Consider the following 15,259-nt stretch of genomic DNA (forward strand, 5'->3'; position numbering starts at 1 on the left):
AAAAATCAAGATTTTCAAACCACGGGCTTATTTCTGCTTTTTTTGGTTATTTTATTACAAAAAATCCTTATGTTTTTATGGTTATAAGGTATCATCATCTCAATTTAGAAGATTGTGAGGATATGACGAGAGTTAGTGAAAAAGAGAAAGAAGTTTTACTTGAAATTGCAAGAAATATTGACAAAGAAGTTGAAGAGATTTATAAAGTTTTTGGGATTGAATTTAAGCTTGATGATTTTATAGAGTTTTTGGAAGAGAAAATTGAAGATATGTGGGGATTTGATATTGAGGTTGAAGAAAAGGATTTTTGGGATTTTTTGGTAATTTTTTCTGCTTTAATATCTGCTGATAAAGAAAATGCCGTTTTTAAAGGAGATGTTGAAGAGATAAAGATTAAATTAAACAGCGATTTTGTAGATAACCATAAACAAAAACATGTAAAGAAAAAATATGAAATTGATGAAGTTAGAGAAAAAATTTATAAAGTGGTCTCAAACTTAGATGCAAAATATGACGCTTATTTTTTAGAACTTCCAACGGGTGCTGGGAAAACTTTTTCATTGATTAATTTGGCTTTAAAATTTAATAAAAAAGTTTTTTATCTTTTGCCTTTTATTACTTTAATAGAACAAAACGCCACTATTTTTAAAAACATATTAAAAGAAAACGGGATTGATGTTGAGGATAATAGAGTTTTTTATGAAAAGCACTCTTTAAGCGCGGCTTTTTATGTGAAAAATAGTGATGAATACGATTTGGACAAAAGGGAGTTTTTAAGCGATGATTTTTCTTCAAAAGTAATAGTTACGACTTTTCATCAGTTTTTTTATTCTTTTTTTAAATCAAAAAACTCTTTTTTAAAAAGGGCGATAAATATAAGGAATTCGGTTGTTATTTTAGATGAAATTCAGGCTGTTAGAGAGGATTTGTTTGTAGTTATTGAAGAGCTTTTTAGATTTCTGATAGAGAAATTTGACTGCAAAATTATAATAGCCACTGCCACTTTACCACCTATCAATATAAAAAACAGTGTAAAAGTAAAGATTGAAGATATTTTAGAAAAAGATGAATTTAGATTTTTTAATAGATACAAGATAAACCTTGATATTAAAGAGTTTGATGAAGAGGGTATTTTAGATTTTATTGATGAGAAACTAAATGCTTCAAAAGATTTGCTTTTTAGAGTAAATACGATAAATGCCGCAAATTATATTTTTGATAGTTTAGAAAACGCAATTCTTTTAACAAGTGCTATTCCCCCAATTTTAAGGCAAAAAAGAATAAATCAAATTAAAAAAAGAGGTGGTATTGTTGTGGCTACTCAGGTAATCCAAGCTGGTGTTGATATTTCGCTTGAAGATGGATTTGAAGAGTTAGCACCTCTTGATATGCTGGTTCAGTCTATGGGTAGGAGAAATAGAAGTGGTGAAAAAGATAAGGGATTTGCTGATGTTATTAGACTTAAAATGAATGGATTTGATGGAAGTAGAGTTTATGATAGGGGTTTAATTAAAAGGACCGAGAGGATTATAAGAGATAAAAAGATTGTGAATGAAGAGGAGTTTAAAGAGCTTTTAAGAGAGTATTATAAAAATGTTAGGAAAAATAGAGAAATTTTAAAAAATCTAAGAGAATGTAAATTTAGCTCAATTGATAGGGATTTTAGATTAATTGATGAAGTTAAGAGTGTTTCGTTTTTTTGTATTATTGATGAAAAAAGTAAAAAACTTTGGGAAAAATTATTAGAACTTGATGAAAGAGAAAAAGAATTAAAAGCAAACTTTTGGGATGAAAAAAGAAAAATTGAAGAAGAGTTTAATAAAATTAAAAAAGATGTATTTTTGTATGTGGCAAATGCGAGGGTATATGAGAGAGAGTATGAAATTGATAATGAATTTGATAAAGCTATGTTTTTATACAAAGCGGATGATAGAGTGTTTGATATTGAAAAAGGTGTTAGTTTAAAAGAGTTTTTTAAAGAGGAGAGAATATTTTGGTAACAGGGACCATCATAAATTATTACTTTGTCTGTCTTACAAAAATGTGGCTATTTGCACATAAAATCAACCTTGAAGACAACAGCGAAGATGTAAGAATCGGGAAAGTATTACACGAGATAAGTGAAGATAAGGTTGATGAGGTAAGCTTTGATGGAATTAAGGTAGATAAGATTACAAAAGATTATGTTGTTGAGGTAAAAAAGTCTGACAGTGACATAGAAGCCGGAAAGTGGCAGCTAATGTATTATCTTTTTGTTTTAAAGCAAAAAGGTATTAAAAAAAAAGGCCGTTTGGAAGTGTTTGAAAAAAACAGGCAGAATAAAAAGAAGTTTGTTATCGAACTGACAGCGGAAAACGAAAGGAAACTTCTTGAAATTTTGGAAGATATTGAGAGGATTTTAAATAGTGATATACCTCCAAATCCGAAGTTTGAGAGTAAATGCAGGAAGTGTGCTTATTATGAGTATTGTTTTTTGTAATTCAACTGTTGTAAAAAATGCAACAACTCAAAAGTGCAAAAATTGCACATTGCAAAGGTAAAATATGAAAACACGCTATATTTTCTCAATGGGAGAGATTAAAAGAAAAGATAATTCGATTGCCTTTAAAAACGAAAGAGGGTGGGTATATATTCCCGTAGAGCAGGTGAGGGAGCTTTATTTTATGAATGAAGTTAGTCTAAATTCGAAGTTTTTGGATTTTGCAAGCAGGGCCGGAATAGTGCTTCATTTTTTTAATTATCACGGAAATTATTCGGGAACGTTTTATCCGAAAGTTAAATATATAAGCGGCAATCTGACGATTAAACAGGCTTTGGTGTTTGAAAAGGGCAGGCTTAAAATCGCAAAAGCAATTGTAGGTGCGATTGCCGTTAATATTTATGATGTTTTGTATCACTACTACAGGCACGATAAAAAGGAGCTAAAACCTTTTTTGGATTATTTGAAAAAAGTTGATGTTTGGCTTGAAAAAGCGGACAATATAAATAAGGTGCTTTTTATTGAAGGAAATATCTGGGCGGGGTTTTATGACAGTTTCAAATATTTTCTGCCTCAGAATTTTATAATGAACAAGCGTGTGAAAAGACCGCCCGATAATCCGATAAACGCTTTGATTTCATTCGGAAACACTTTACTTTATACCAAAACGATAAGTGCGATTTATCAGACGCACTTAGACCAAAGCATAAGCTTTTTGCACTCTCCAAGCGATGCGAGATTTAGCCTTAGCCTCGATTTAAGCGAGGCGTTTAAACCGATAATTGTTTTTAGGACGATATTCGAACTTGTAAACCGTAGAAAATTAAAAGTCGAAGAACATTTTGAAAAAAAGTTAAATTATGCACTTTTAAATGAAGTTGGCAAAAAAATATTTATTCAAGCCTTTGAAGAGAGAATCAGCGAAAAATTTAAGCATACCAAACTCAAAAAAATGGTAAGTTACAATACGGCTGTTAAGCTTGACGGATATTATAAAATATTTGATTGAAGGCAAAGAGTTTATACCTTTTGTTTTAAAGGATAAAAAGTGAAAAAAAACTATAAAATAAACTATGTTTTTTTAATGTACGATATAGCCGATGAGGAGAGTGAAGCCGGCAGAAGGAGAGTTGCTAAGGTTTTTAAAATCTGTAAAAAATATCTTATTCATCATCAAAAATCGGTATTCAGAGGGGAAATAACCCCGAGCGGGCTGATAAAACTGCAAAAAGAACTTAAGGATGTTATTGATGAAAAGTTGGATTTTATATCGATAATCAAATTAAAAAACAAAGAGAGTTTTTTGGAAGAGAGTATAGGAAAAAACGGTAACGGTATATTTATATGATTAAAACCATTCTCCTATTTTGCGTCCTAAAACCGGATCAAACATTACCGCGAAAAAAAGAAAAACAGCGATTTGTACAGCGCTTGTTTCTAAACTATCCATCAATTAACTCTTTCATTTTGATAATTGCTTCTTTAAGCCCTAAAAATACGGAGTTTGCGATAATACTGTGTCCTATGTTGAGCTCTACAATGCCTTCTATATCCGCTATCGGTTTTACATTTTGATAATTGAGGCCGTGTCCCGCCGCCACTTCAAGCCCCAGTTCGTTTCCAAGTATTGTAGCGTCTTTTAAAAGCTTTAATTCAAGTTCGAGTTCTTTTTTCAGTGTTTTTCTGTCCATATTTTCAAAAACTTTAAACGGAGTGTGGTTTATGTTGGTATTAAGTGCCAGATGCAGGTTAGCGTATTTTCCCGTGTGAAGTTCTATCATTTCCGTACCGGTTGCGGATGATTTTTTTATCTGTTCAAAATCCGGATCGATAAACAGTGACACTTCTATCCCGTTTGAATGAAGTTTTTCAACAGCGTTTTTAATTTCTTTTTCGAACTTGATTACGTCAAGTCCGCCTTCGGTTGTTACTTCTTCCCTTTTTTCCGGGACAAGTGTGGCGCGGTGCGGTTTAAGTTCATATATGATGTCTATTATTTCAGGATTGATGGAGCATTCCATATTTACCGGTAAAAATGAATTTTCGCATATTCTTTTTGCGTCGAAATCGGTTATGTGGCGTCTGTCTTCCCTTAAATGTATCGTTACCTGGTCGGCCCCGGCTTCTTTTAGGATATGTAACGCCATAAGCGGATCGGGTTCATTAATTTTGCGGGCGTTTCTGAGTGTTGCGATATGATCAATATTTACACCGAGTTTCATAAAAAATCCTTTTTTAAAATTTGTTATAATTTTATCAAAAAGGAAGTAAATGAAATACTTTATCGGAACGGATCACGCCGGATTTGAGATAAAACCGTTTGTAATAGAATATTTACAAAAAAAAGGTATTGAAGTAGAAGATTTGGGAACTTATTCCACCGAGAGCGTAGATTATCCCGACTTCGCCCACAAAGTTGCCGAAGCGGTATTGGCAAACCCCGGAACGAAAGGAATTTTGATCTGCGGAAGCGGAATTGGAATGAGTCTTGCCGCAAACAAACACAAAGGTATCCGTGCCGCATTATGTCACGATCATTATACAGCGAAAATGGCAAGACTGCATAATGATGCCAATATTTTATGTTTCGGTGCGAGAATTGTAGGACTCGGGGTTGTGGAATCAATTCTTGACGCATGGCTTGAGACGGAGTTTGAAGGCGGAAGACACGAGAGGAGGGTCAAAAAAATTGATATTTAACTGGATCTTTTTAACAACGGTTATCGTTGTTATTGTTTTTCTTACTTTTAAAATGTTTTATTACAAACATTTATGGGAAAAATCGGAAGAGAGAAGAAAGCAGTTAAAAGACAATCTCTCCGATGCGGAAATTTTAATTAAAAAATACCAGATTCAGCTTCAGAGATCTTTAGGAAACCTTGAACTTCTTGATGATGAAGTTACACGTCTTAAGAATGATTTAAAGGCGGTTAAAAGCAGAAACGCCCAGATGAGAACCGAAAACGAACAGCTGAGAAGAAAAATAAGAGAACTTGAAAACAAAATCGAAGCCCTACTCTAATTTCAAATTTTTTATAAGATATATCAGTAAAAGCGGAAGCAGTAAAACGTTTAATAAAAACTGTGCGAGATATAATGAGGCTAAAAATATGAAAGCGTTGATTATTTCCGCAGAGTGAGAAATGTAATATTTCGTTTCCTGCTGAATGTTGAGTAAAGAGTTTTTAGTGCTTTCCACTGTTTGTGAAATTCTGTTCCAGAAGTTTTTTTCTTCTTTGATTTCGATGGATGCGTTGTTTTTTGCAAAAGGTTTTAATATTTTTACGGCTTTATTTATATTGGGTGAGAAATAATATTTGTCGAAATAATATGAAAGAGAAGCGCTGAAAGGAAGAAATATTCTGATTATTATAAAAATAAGAAGAGTCTGTTTCAAAAAATTCGAGTTAATAAACAGGTTGAGTACGGCTAATAGAATTATTAATACAGTAAAAAGGGGCAGTTTGGAAAGCTCGTAAATTATTTTTTCACTTCCGAGTGCCCAAAGAGAAAGGGTTAAAAGATCGGAGAATCTTTCCGTGGCGTCGTTTATAGGATCAAGCGCTTGTCCTAAAGCAAGATTTCCTTCAACCCCGACGCCTATCGTAAGGGAGCTCTCCTGAATTACGGATACTGCCGCGTTAATACTTCTTGTTACCGCATAAGTAACGGCTGAATGTTTTAAGGATGTGTTAAGATAAGAATTTGTAATTTTGTCGTATAATGGTGTTAAAATCACGATTAAAACGGCGAAAAGGGATATAAACAAGGATGTTTTGCCCGTTTTTAAAAAAGGTTTTTTCATTTTTTCTTCTTGGGTCTGAAAGCCGAAGGGCTTTTGATATAATCTCCGCCTATTAAATCTATTGCATACGGTATTGCCGCCCATACAGCTTCGAGATTTTCCCTGATTGCCTTAGGGGAACCGGGTAGGTTTAAAATAAAACTGTTTTTAACAACCCCCGCCGTTCCTCTTGAGAGAATGGATGTGGGAACGTATTTTAATGAATGCATTCTCATAAGCTCTCCGAATCCCGGAAGCTCTTTTTCTATAACCTCTTTTGTGGCTTCGGGTGTTACGTCTCTCGGAGCCGGTCCCGTTCCGCCTGTGGTAAGTATTAAAGAGCAGTTTTGTTCAACCGCTTCTTTTAAAGTGTTTACTATCGTTTGATAATCGTCGGGTATCAGTTTATAAACAATTTCAAATTCGTTTGTTATGTTTTCTTTTAAAAATTTTTCTATCTCCTTTCCGCTTTTATCTTCGTATATTCCCGCACTTGCCCTGTCGCTCATTGTTATAACGGCAATTTTCAGCATAAAAATCCTTTTTTATATATTATATCAATAAGGTAAAAAAAATCAAAACAATGCGGTGCTATTTTCCCCAGGAACTGTGTGTATAATTTTTTATAATTTTGTATTTTATATTTTTTTTGTCTTTAAATTTTTTATAATATGAAAAGAAAACTTCTTTGGGTACGATTTTGTCTTTTTTACCTATATAATGTATCTGTTTTTGTTGTTGAAGTCTGTTTGTAAAATCCGCAGGATTTAGGGAGCTTTGAAGAGGTGTGATGTTATGAATGTTACACCAGTATTCTGTGTCGAGGTTGCCTGCGTAAGTTGTCAAAAGCTTTACATCGTTTCTAAAAGCGCTTACAAGAGCGGCAACGGTTCCTCCTCCGGAATATCCGTAAAGATTGAAGTTTTTAATATGAAAATCGTTTTTGATACTGTTCAGTATTTCCTGGTAAGTGTTTATCACCTTTTTCGAATACCTGAGATTTGTCCAGTATTTTTCAGAACAGGAAGGATCCTTTACGTATTGGCAAGGGCGTGCAAGGTAAATGAAACACCGTGTTTTGGTTTTTAAGGCTATTATGAGAGCCGTAGGAGTCAGAGGAGAAGGATTCGATGAAATTTCATACGGTGTAATCCACGAAAGCCCGTCCCCTTCAATGTATACATGTAAAGTTTTGCAGTTTTTTATGTTTTTGTACAGGGAAAATATTTTAAAATATGCGGTTGTAAATGTTTTCTGTTTAAGGTGCCGGTGAGCGGCTGTTTTTTTTATGTTGTTTATTCTTGCGGAGGGTGGGGGAATATAGCTTGAACATCCGGTAATAAAAAAAGCTGATAAAAAGATTTTTATCAGCTTATTAAAATTAAAAGAATTTCCAGTTGAGTTTGGCATTGACGGAAGTGTTTTTATAACCGGAGTTGTTTAAATTTTTTTCACAGTCAATAAGTATATAAAGGTTTGGGGTTAACAGACGTTTTACTCCGGCACTGAGAGTGTAAGTCATACGGGAGCTGTCTATGCTGTCCGTTTTAAACACTATGCCGGTATCGGCCTGGTAACTTGAATAGACGGTTTGTTTAGTGTTGTTTAAATTGTAATGGGCGGCAGCTTTTGCATAGATAAATGTATCGGAGGCCGGTGTGCAGTTTAAATTGCCTCCTGCGTTTAAAATGTAGCTGTTTTCATGATAGCTTTTTACATTGAGGTTTAATGCCCCGGCTCCCGTTTCGGTATATTCGGGATTGTAAAAATAAACATAAGAGAATCCGAAATCGGAGGATATGTTTAATTTTTTGTTTGATGTTAGCATTTTTTTAACCGTTGCGTCAAGAGTTATTAATTTTGATGTGTATTCGGCCGTTGCACTAAGATTTAAAACGGGGATGTATCTGTGGGAATGGTTTTTCTGTACGCCTGCTCCTATCTGATAAATAAAATCGGTTGAGCAATTTAGAGGTTTTAAACCGTACAAGATTAACCCGAAAGAGTCTATGTCGTTTGACTGGTTTACATCGTTTGTGTTCAGTTCCGTATCGGAAACATAAAGTGAAATACCTGTGTTTTGAGAGTCTTCTCCGGTTCGGTCGAGACCTATAACGACACCTTTGGAATGTGCGCTGAAACCGTTCGTACCGTTTTCGTTGCTTTGTGAGGTATATGAATAAAAAGGTTTGACCCATACGTTTTTTTCCCTGTAAAGGGTGTTACCGGAATTCATTCCTTTGACATAAGATATTCTTTTATCGATGATTCCGCTTAAGGTTCTGATTGAAGAAGACGTGTTTGCAATTGAAGAGACACCTGAAAGCGGAGCGGTGGATAGGATAATTTCTTTTTGCTCCTCGGTAGATGAGAGTGTGTCGAATTTTGTAAAAAAATCTCCCATTTCGGAACTTACCGAAGATTTTGAAAAGATTTCGTCAAGAGCTTCGGCGGCGCCTATGGCGTATGTGTCTTTTGTGTTGTCGATAATATCGCTGAAAGGAGAGGTTTTTTTCGTAACTATAAGGTTTAATCTGTTATCCGTTTTTTCAAGTGCGTATATTAAAAGATAAGAATTGTCTTTAACGCTTATTGCAGATACGTTTATGTCGAGAGTTGTGTTTGCATCGGCGATAATTCCTTCGCCGTTTTCAAATTCCTTATATCCTGATGTGGTGTTGGAGTCTTTTAAAGAATCGAACCATTCGCTTAAATTTTTACCTGTTTCATCTATAGCGTTTATATTTAAAAAAGAATTTTTAATTACAATGTTTTGGGCTTTAATGGTGGGTGATTCCAAACCTTCGGGGGTTTCTTTTACGGTGATGTTTAAAACGGCTCCGGAATTTTGGGTAAACGTTTTGGATGTGATGTTCTGGTCGGAATTAAGAGTTACCGTGCCGCTGTTTTGAATGTAAAAACCTTTTGCGTAAATTCCTGCGTTTATATTGCCGTTGTTGGTAAATGTTCCGTTTACTTCGTCGGCTGCATATAAAACCGTATCTGAAGCGTTTATGTAGGAGTTGTTTACTATTGTGGTATTATGTTCATATGCGGAACCGGATTCAATATATATGGCATAGTCTGAATTTATGGTTCCGTTGTTTTCTATATAATTTGTATAAGAATCCTCTAAAAAATATATACCATAAAGAGCGTTTATTATCCCTTCGTTTGTTACGTTTCCTTTGCTGAAATTAATATTTATTCCTTGTTTCCCTGCGTTTATTATTCCTTTGTTTATTATAATTCCGGTATTGGTGTTTATTTCGATTCCTTTAGTGTTTTTACTGTCGTCATAAACATTGATGATTCCCGAATTAATTATATAACCATAATTTAAAGAATTGTATATTCCCACTGATGAATTAACGTCCGAAGTTAATAATCCTTTGTTTTCTATAGTTCCGTTGTTACTGTATGCAGAAGAAATTCCTTTGTAAAATCCGGTAATATTTCCTTCATTGATAATAATACCTTTATTTTTAAAAAAAGAGGTGATTCCGTATTGTGTATCGGTAATATTGCCTTTATTTGTAATATTTCCTTCGTTGTTATAAAGTATTAGTATGGCATATGCCGAATTATTAATGTTTCCGTTGTTGGTAATGATATTGTTGTTAGTTTGTGTAACAATTCCCATATAATCCGAAATTATTGTTCCGTTGTTTATGATTTTTCCGTTGTTGTCCCCCGCCGTTTTTATCGCCGTTGAAGAAGAAGTGTTGATATCTTTTAGATTCATATATCCGTTGTTTATAATTGAAGAATTGTTGTCTTTGTCTATGTAAAAGCCGTATGAAGTGCCGTTTGAAGTGCTTAGTGTAATGTTACCGTCGTTTATTAAAGAGTGGTTTCCGTCCAAAGAGGCGTTTATGATGTGAACACCGTATACAGCGGAATTGGAATCCGAATAAATGTCAATGGCACCAGATGAGGTTATGTATACGCCGTTGCTTTCATTGAGTTCCACACCGGTAGTGTTTAAATCGTAGATAATAATGTCTGCGTTTAGAATGTTTCCGGCTAAGAGAGGAATAAGCAGCTTTTTGAGCAGTTTAAATTTCATTTTAAAGCCTTTATCCGGTAAAGAGAATACCGGAGAAATTATGAAGGATTAATCTGAATTTAAAATCTGAAAAAGTTTAAATTAAGATTAACCGGTCACATATTAAATTATATCACAAATAAACTGAAAGTTAACTGAAGATGAAAAAAAGAGGAGGAAAATTATACTGCGTCGTAATCGATTCCTTCTTTTTCTTTAAGCATTTTAATTAAGTGCTGTCTGTAACCTTCTACCCATTTGTCGATATCGTCAACTTTTATTCTTGCAACACCCGTTTCAAGAGCCGCTTTTGCAACTGCCGCAGACTCGTCAACGAATACTCTTCTGTCAAAAGGTTTAGGAAGGATGTAATCTTTTCCGAATGTTAAATTGGCTCCGCCGTAAGCGTCTTTTACGTATTGAGGAACCGGTTTTTTAGCAAGGTTTGCAAGTGCGTGGCATGCTGCAATTTTCATCTCCATATTTACCGCGCTTGCATGAGTGTCAAGAGCCCCTCTGAAAATGAACGGGAATCCTAATACGTTGTTAACCTGGTTAGGATAGTCGCTTCTACCCGTTGCGATAATTAAATCGTCTCTTACTTCAAGAGCAAGTTCAGGTTTGATTTCCGGATCCGGGTTTGCCATAACGAATAACATTGCGTTCGGAGCAAGAGTTTTTACCATATCTTGAGTAATACAGTCAGCTACGGAGTTACCGATAACAGCGTCAGCTCCTTTAAGTGCGTCAGCAAGCGTTTCGATGTCTTCATCTACCGCCCACGGCTGTTTGTATTTGTTTAAATCGTCTCTTTTTGTTGTTACCGCGCCTCTTGAGTCAACTAAAACAATGTTTTTAGCTCCCATGGCTTTATACATTTCGGCAGCTGCAAGACCTGCCGCTCCCGCACCTAAGATAACGATTCTGATATCTTCGAATTTTTTGCCCGTAAGTTCGCATCCGTTTAAAAGAGCCGCCGCTGAAATTATCGCGGTTCCGTGCTGATCGTCGTGGAAAATCGGAATGTCGCATCTCGCCTGAGATTCTTTTTCAATATCGAAACATTTAGGAGCTTTGATGTCTTCGAGGTTTATACCTCCGAACGTAGGAGAAATTGCTTCAACTACTTTTACGATTTCTTCAGTTTCGTGTACCTTTAATTCAATATCAAAAGCATCGATGAATGCGAATTTTTTAAATAGAACCGATTTACCTTCCATTACAGGTTTACCCGCTACAGGTTTAAGAGTTCCTAAGCCCAGTACCGCAGTTGAATCCGATACAACGGCTACAAGGTTTGCTTTGTTTGTGTATTCGTAAGCGAGGTTTTCATCTTTGTCGATTTCAAGACAAGGAATTGCAACGCCCGGTGAATAAGCGATTGAAAGATCTTTTGAATCTCTTACCGGTTTGGTAACTTCGATAGCGATTTTACCCGGGACCGGTTTTGCGTGATATTCTAAAGCCTCTTCTTTAGTAAATACTGGTTTTGACATTTCGTCTCCTTTTATATTTTTGTTACAATTATATTCAAAAGTTACGAATATTTACAATTTTTATATTTTTTAATCCGTAAAGTGTTACAAATCGTAAAGGAAAAAAATGATAATAGACACGCATACACATCTTGACAATCAGAAATTTATCGAAGATATCGATAATGTGATAAAAAGAGCGGAGGAAAACGGAGTAAAAAAATTTATTATTCCGGCGGCTGATCCGGCTGATTTGCCAAGAGCTGTGGAATTGGCCGATAAATATGATAATATTTTTTTTGCGGTTGGTTTTCATCCTGTTGATATTGATAAATACGACGAAAAACTGATAACATGTTTTATAAACCACCCCAAATGTGTGGCGGTGGGCGAAATAGGACTTGATTATCACTGGGTAAAAGAAAATGAACAGAGAAAAAAACAAAGAGAGTTTTTTCACAGACAGATTGAAATAGCAAAAGAATATAACAAGCCTGTTATAGTGCATATAAGAGAAGCCACCGATGACAGTCTGAGGGTGTTGGAAGAACATCCGGATATCAGAGGAGTGTTGCACTGTTATAATGCGGCCGAGCAGCTTTTGAAACTTAAAGAAAGGTTTTATTACGGTATAGGAGGGGTTATAACGTTTAAAAATGCAAAAAAACTTATAAACGTGTTTCCCAAAATTCCGAAAAACAGGGTGGTTATAGAAACGGACGCACCTTATCTTACGCCGCATCCTTTCAGGGGTAAAAGAAACGAGCCCGCATATACGGTTTATATCAGGGATAAAATAGCCGATCTTTGGGGCGTAGATCCTGAAGAAGTTGAAAACGTAACAACTAAAAACGCAAAGGAACTGTTTAACCTATGAAAAAATTTTTCGTTTTTTTTCTGCTGGGAACTTTGATATGTGCGGATATTATAAGCAATAAAAACATTGAAGTGTTAAACGCCCTGGATATCAGGGGAAGTTTTATTGAAAACGCGGGGCTTCAAAAGCTTTATAAAGATTATTCGAAAAGAAAAAGAATATATTTTTTAAATGTCTTGGAAAACGGATACGATTATCTTCCGCTTATAAAACAGTCCATATTAAGAAGCAATGTCCCTAAGGAATTGATATCCGTGGCAATGGCGGAAAGTTACCTGACGGCTGCGGCAAGATCGTATAAAAAGGCTACGGGACTTTGGCAGTTTATGCCTAAAACAGCCAAGAGATACGGTTTAAAAATAGATTCTTATGTCGATGAAAGAAAAGAACCGGTCAAATCCACCGAAGCTGCGGTGGAATATTTAAGTTATCTGCACGATTTTTTCGGAAAATGGTATCTGGCGATTATGGCGTATAATGCCGGGGAAGCGAGGATTGTGGAGGCGGTTGTAAGGGCAAAGGTTGACAAACTGTGTAAAAACCTCGGAAGAAAAAGATGCAGACATGACAAAACAATAAAAAAATACAGAAAAATAATAAAAAATTATCAAAAACGCGGACGTTACGCATTCGGTGATTTGTACAGGCTTTATCGCAGACTTGAACCTATACCCGTATATTTAAATGATTTAATGAAATATCAAAGGGGGTTAAGAAGGCAGTACCTGCCGAAAGAAACAAGAAAATATATTTTAAAGATACTGGCGATGTCGTTTTTGTTCAACAGTGACGATTTTATTCGGTATACGAATTCTTACCTGTTAAACAGCGGAATAGTTTCCGATTTGAAAAAAGTGGAAGTACCTGCGGGAACGTCGCTTTATTATGTAAGTAAAATTTTAAACGTGCCTTACAAAGAAATAAGAAAATACAACCTTCATCTGAATTACTCTTTTACACCGCCTTATAAATACTATATTTATATTCCGTACCGTAAGCTTGCCGATTTTAAAATGAAATTTCATCCGAAACGTTATTTTATGGTTTACAGGGTTAAAAAAGGGGACACCCTTTATAAAATCGCCAGAAAATATTCGACCGCGGTTAAAATTATTAAAGATTTTAATCATATAGGGCGGTTTTTACGAATCGGACAGAAAATAGTCATACCTATAAGCAGCGTTTATGTTAAATATAAGGTTAAAAAGGGTGATTCTCTGAAAAAAATAGCAAGGGAATTCGGTATCGATTATAAAAGGATTATGAATATCAATGAATTGAAAAGTACGACCATCAGGGTCGGTCAGATATTAAAAGTTCCTCAAGGAATGAAATGAAAGCGGCTGTTTTTTTTATATTGGTATTGTTTTTCGGCGGATGTACGCAAAGATATGCGACGCAAGTTTATAAGGCGCCGGAAGTAAAAAAAGACACTTTAAGAACATACAGTGTAAACGGTAACGTTTATTACCCTAAAAAAACCGTTCCTTTGGGATGGACCCAAAGAGGAATCGCAAGCTGGTACGGTCCGAATTTTCACGGAAAATACACAAGTAACGGGGAAATATATAATATGTATGCATATACGGCGGCACATAAGACGCTGCCAATGAATACTAAAGTGAAGGTTACTAATCTGAAAAACGGCAAAAGCGTGATTGTCAGAATAAACGACAGAGGGCCTTTTGTAAGGGGAAGAATTATCGATTTGAGTTATGCGGCGGGGAAAAAAATAGGTTTGGATAAAACGGGCACCGCCCCGGTGAAAATAACGGTTATCGGATTTAAAGGCAAAAACTTTATAAGCGGGTATATGATTCAGGTGGGGGCGTTTTTACACAGGGGAGGAGCCGAATTTACCGCACAAAAATATAAAGAGTTAGGATATAATACCGAAGTTTTAAAAAGAGGCGATTTTTATAAAATATTTATCGTCGGGTTTAAATCGTATAACGATGCTAAAAGATTCAAACTTGAACATAAATTAAGCGGATTTATCGTAGGAGAGTGAAATGACGGAAATTAAAAGAGAAACGAAAGAGACAAAAATAGAAATAAAACTGAATGTAAACGGAAGCGGAAAAAGCGCTATTTCCACGGGGGTGGGTTTTTTTGACCATATGCTGGAGGCTTTGGCTAAACACAGCGGAATGGATTTGGAGGTTTACTGCGACGGCGATGTGTATGTGGATTATCATCATACGGTGGAGGATGTCGGTATAGTGTTGGGAGAGGCTTTGTATAAGGAGGTTTTTCCGGTTGAAAACATAGAAAGGTACGCCAACGCCGTTGCGGTTTTGGACGAGGCGGCTGTTGAAGTCGATATGGATATAGGCGGAAGGCCTTATCTGGTATATGAAGTGCCAAGAGACGGAGTCATTAAAGATTTCGATATGGAACTGGCGGAAGAGTTTTTTAAATCCCTGGTATTTAATTTTAAAATCGCGGCTCACATAGTTTATAAAAGGGGAACAAACAAACACCATATTATAGAAAGCGCTTTTAAGGCTTTTGCCGTTGCTTTAAGAAGGGCTTTGGCTTATCGAAATTCGGGAGTTCCTTCTACAAAAGGAATTTTATAGCAAAAAGGACTGGT

At 35.5% G+C, this 15,259-nt stretch carries 15 protein-coding genes and 1 pseudogene; 10 read left to right on the forward strand and 6 right to left on the reverse strand.

Going from position 1 to position 15,259, the window contains the following annotated elements; all coding sequences use genetic code 11:
* The 4 genes and pseudogenes from cas3 to cas2 form a co-directional block, all read left to right on the forward strand.
* Positions 1–2,000, forward strand: a 2,000-nt coding sequence (gene cas3, locus ACXJIE_RS03685; protein WP_456479624.1) for a CRISPR-associated helicase Cas3', incomplete at its 5' end; no start/stop codon positions are given.
* A complete protein-coding gene (cas4, locus tag ACXJIE_RS03690) occupies positions 1,994–2,479 on the forward strand; it encodes a CRISPR-associated protein Cas4 (protein ID WP_456479625.1) in 486 nt (161 codons plus the stop codon). The genes cas3 and cas4, both read left to right, overlap by 7 nt.
* A 64-nt stretch (positions 2,480–2,543) precedes the next feature.
* Positions 2,544–3,531: pseudogene (cas1b, locus tag ACXJIE_RS03695) on the forward strand (type I-B CRISPR-associated endonuclease Cas1b).
* A 32-nt stretch (positions 3,532–3,563) separates the two neighbouring features.
* Complete coding sequence (cas2, locus tag ACXJIE_RS03700) at positions 3,564–3,827, forward strand: CRISPR-associated endonuclease Cas2 (protein WP_498049513.1); 264 nt, start codon at positions 3,564–3,566, stop codon at positions 3,825–3,827.
* Between the two features lie 94 nt (positions 3,828–3,921).
* Here the strand turns inward: cas2 and ACXJIE_RS03705 are convergent, their stop codons facing one another.
* Positions 3,922–4,701 carry a pyridoxine 5'-phosphate synthase gene (locus tag ACXJIE_RS03705; protein ID WP_456479627.1) on the reverse strand — a complete coding sequence of 260 codons (780 nt, stop codon included), beginning with the start codon at positions 4,699–4,701 and terminating at the stop codon, positions 3,922–3,924.
* Between the two features lie 49 nt (positions 4,702–4,750).
* Here ACXJIE_RS03705 and rpiB point away from each other — a divergent pair, with 49 nt between their 5' ends.
* On the forward strand, positions 4,751–5,179 hold the full coding sequence (rpiB, locus tag ACXJIE_RS03710) for a ribose 5-phosphate isomerase B (RefSeq protein WP_456479628.1): 429 nt from the start codon (positions 4,751–4,753) through the stop codon (positions 5,177–5,179).
* The gene (locus ACXJIE_RS03715; RefSeq protein ID WP_456479629.1) at positions 5,169–5,501 is read left to right on the forward strand and encodes a hypothetical protein; all 333 of its coding nucleotides are present in this window, start codon (positions 5,169–5,171) and stop codon (positions 5,499–5,501) included. Before rpiB ends, ACXJIE_RS03715 begins: the two co-directional genes overlap by 11 nt.
* On the opposite strand, the gene ACXJIE_RS03720 is transcribed toward ACXJIE_RS03715, so the two are convergent.
* From ACXJIE_RS03720 to ACXJIE_RS03740, 5 genes are all read right to left on the reverse strand, one after another.
* Positions 5,493–6,284 carry a hypothetical protein gene (locus ACXJIE_RS03720; RefSeq protein ID WP_456479630.1) on the reverse strand — a complete coding sequence of 264 codons (792 nt, stop codon included), beginning with the start codon at positions 6,282–6,284 and terminating at the stop codon, positions 5,493–5,495. The two genes, ACXJIE_RS03715 and ACXJIE_RS03720, sit on opposite strands and share 9 nt — an antisense overlap.
* A complete protein-coding gene (gene mog, locus ACXJIE_RS03725; RefSeq protein ID WP_456479631.1) occupies positions 6,281–6,796 on the reverse strand; it encodes a molybdopterin adenylyltransferase in 516 nt (171 codons plus the stop codon). Before mog ends, ACXJIE_RS03720 begins: the two co-directional genes overlap by 4 nt.
* Before the next feature lie 58 nt (positions 6,797–6,854).
* Positions 6,855–7,673, reverse strand: a complete 819-nt coding sequence (locus ACXJIE_RS03730; RefSeq protein WP_456479632.1) for an alpha/beta hydrolase — start codon at positions 7,671–7,673, stop codon at positions 6,855–6,857.
* Complete coding sequence (locus ACXJIE_RS03735; RefSeq protein WP_456479633.1) at positions 7,645–10,332, reverse strand: autotransporter outer membrane beta-barrel domain-containing protein; 2,688 nt, start codon at positions 10,330–10,332, stop codon at positions 7,645–7,647. The genes ACXJIE_RS03730 and ACXJIE_RS03735 overlap by 29 nt, the downstream gene beginning before the upstream one ends.
* Positions 10,333–10,493: 161 nt before the next feature.
* Positions 10,494–11,807 carry a malic enzyme-like NAD(P)-binding protein gene (locus tag ACXJIE_RS03740; protein ID WP_456479634.1) on the reverse strand — a complete coding sequence of 438 codons (1,314 nt, stop codon included), beginning with the start codon at positions 11,805–11,807 and terminating at the stop codon, positions 10,494–10,496.
* Positions 11,808–11,913: 106 nt separating this feature from the next.
* Here ACXJIE_RS03740 and ACXJIE_RS03745 point away from each other — a divergent pair, with 106 nt between their 5' ends.
* From ACXJIE_RS03745 to hisB, 4 genes are read left to right on the forward strand one after another with little or no spacing between them, the layout of a single operon-like run.
* Positions 11,914–12,663: a TatD family hydrolase gene (locus tag ACXJIE_RS03745; protein ID WP_456479635.1), complete on the forward strand. Its 750-nt coding sequence runs from the start codon at positions 11,914–11,916 to the stop codon at positions 12,661–12,663.
* On the forward strand, positions 12,660–14,000 hold the full coding sequence (locus ACXJIE_RS03750; protein ID WP_456479636.1) for a lytic transglycosylase domain-containing protein: 1,341 nt from the start codon (positions 12,660–12,662) through the stop codon (positions 13,998–14,000). Before ACXJIE_RS03745 ends, ACXJIE_RS03750 begins: the two co-directional genes overlap by 4 nt.
* A complete protein-coding gene (locus ACXJIE_RS03755) occupies positions 13,997–14,674 on the forward strand; it encodes a septal ring lytic transglycosylase RlpA family protein (RefSeq protein ID WP_456479637.1) in 678 nt (225 codons plus the stop codon). Before ACXJIE_RS03750 ends, ACXJIE_RS03755 begins: the two co-directional genes overlap by 4 nt.
* Before the next feature lies 1 nt (position 14,675).
* Positions 14,676–15,245 carry an imidazoleglycerol-phosphate dehydratase HisB gene (gene hisB, locus ACXJIE_RS03760; protein WP_456479638.1) on the forward strand — a complete coding sequence of 190 codons (570 nt, stop codon included), beginning with the start codon at positions 14,676–14,678 and terminating at the stop codon, positions 15,243–15,245.
* Positions 15,246–15,259 lie beyond the last annotated feature (14 nt).

This window comes from Nautilia sp., from assembly GCF_053994455.1.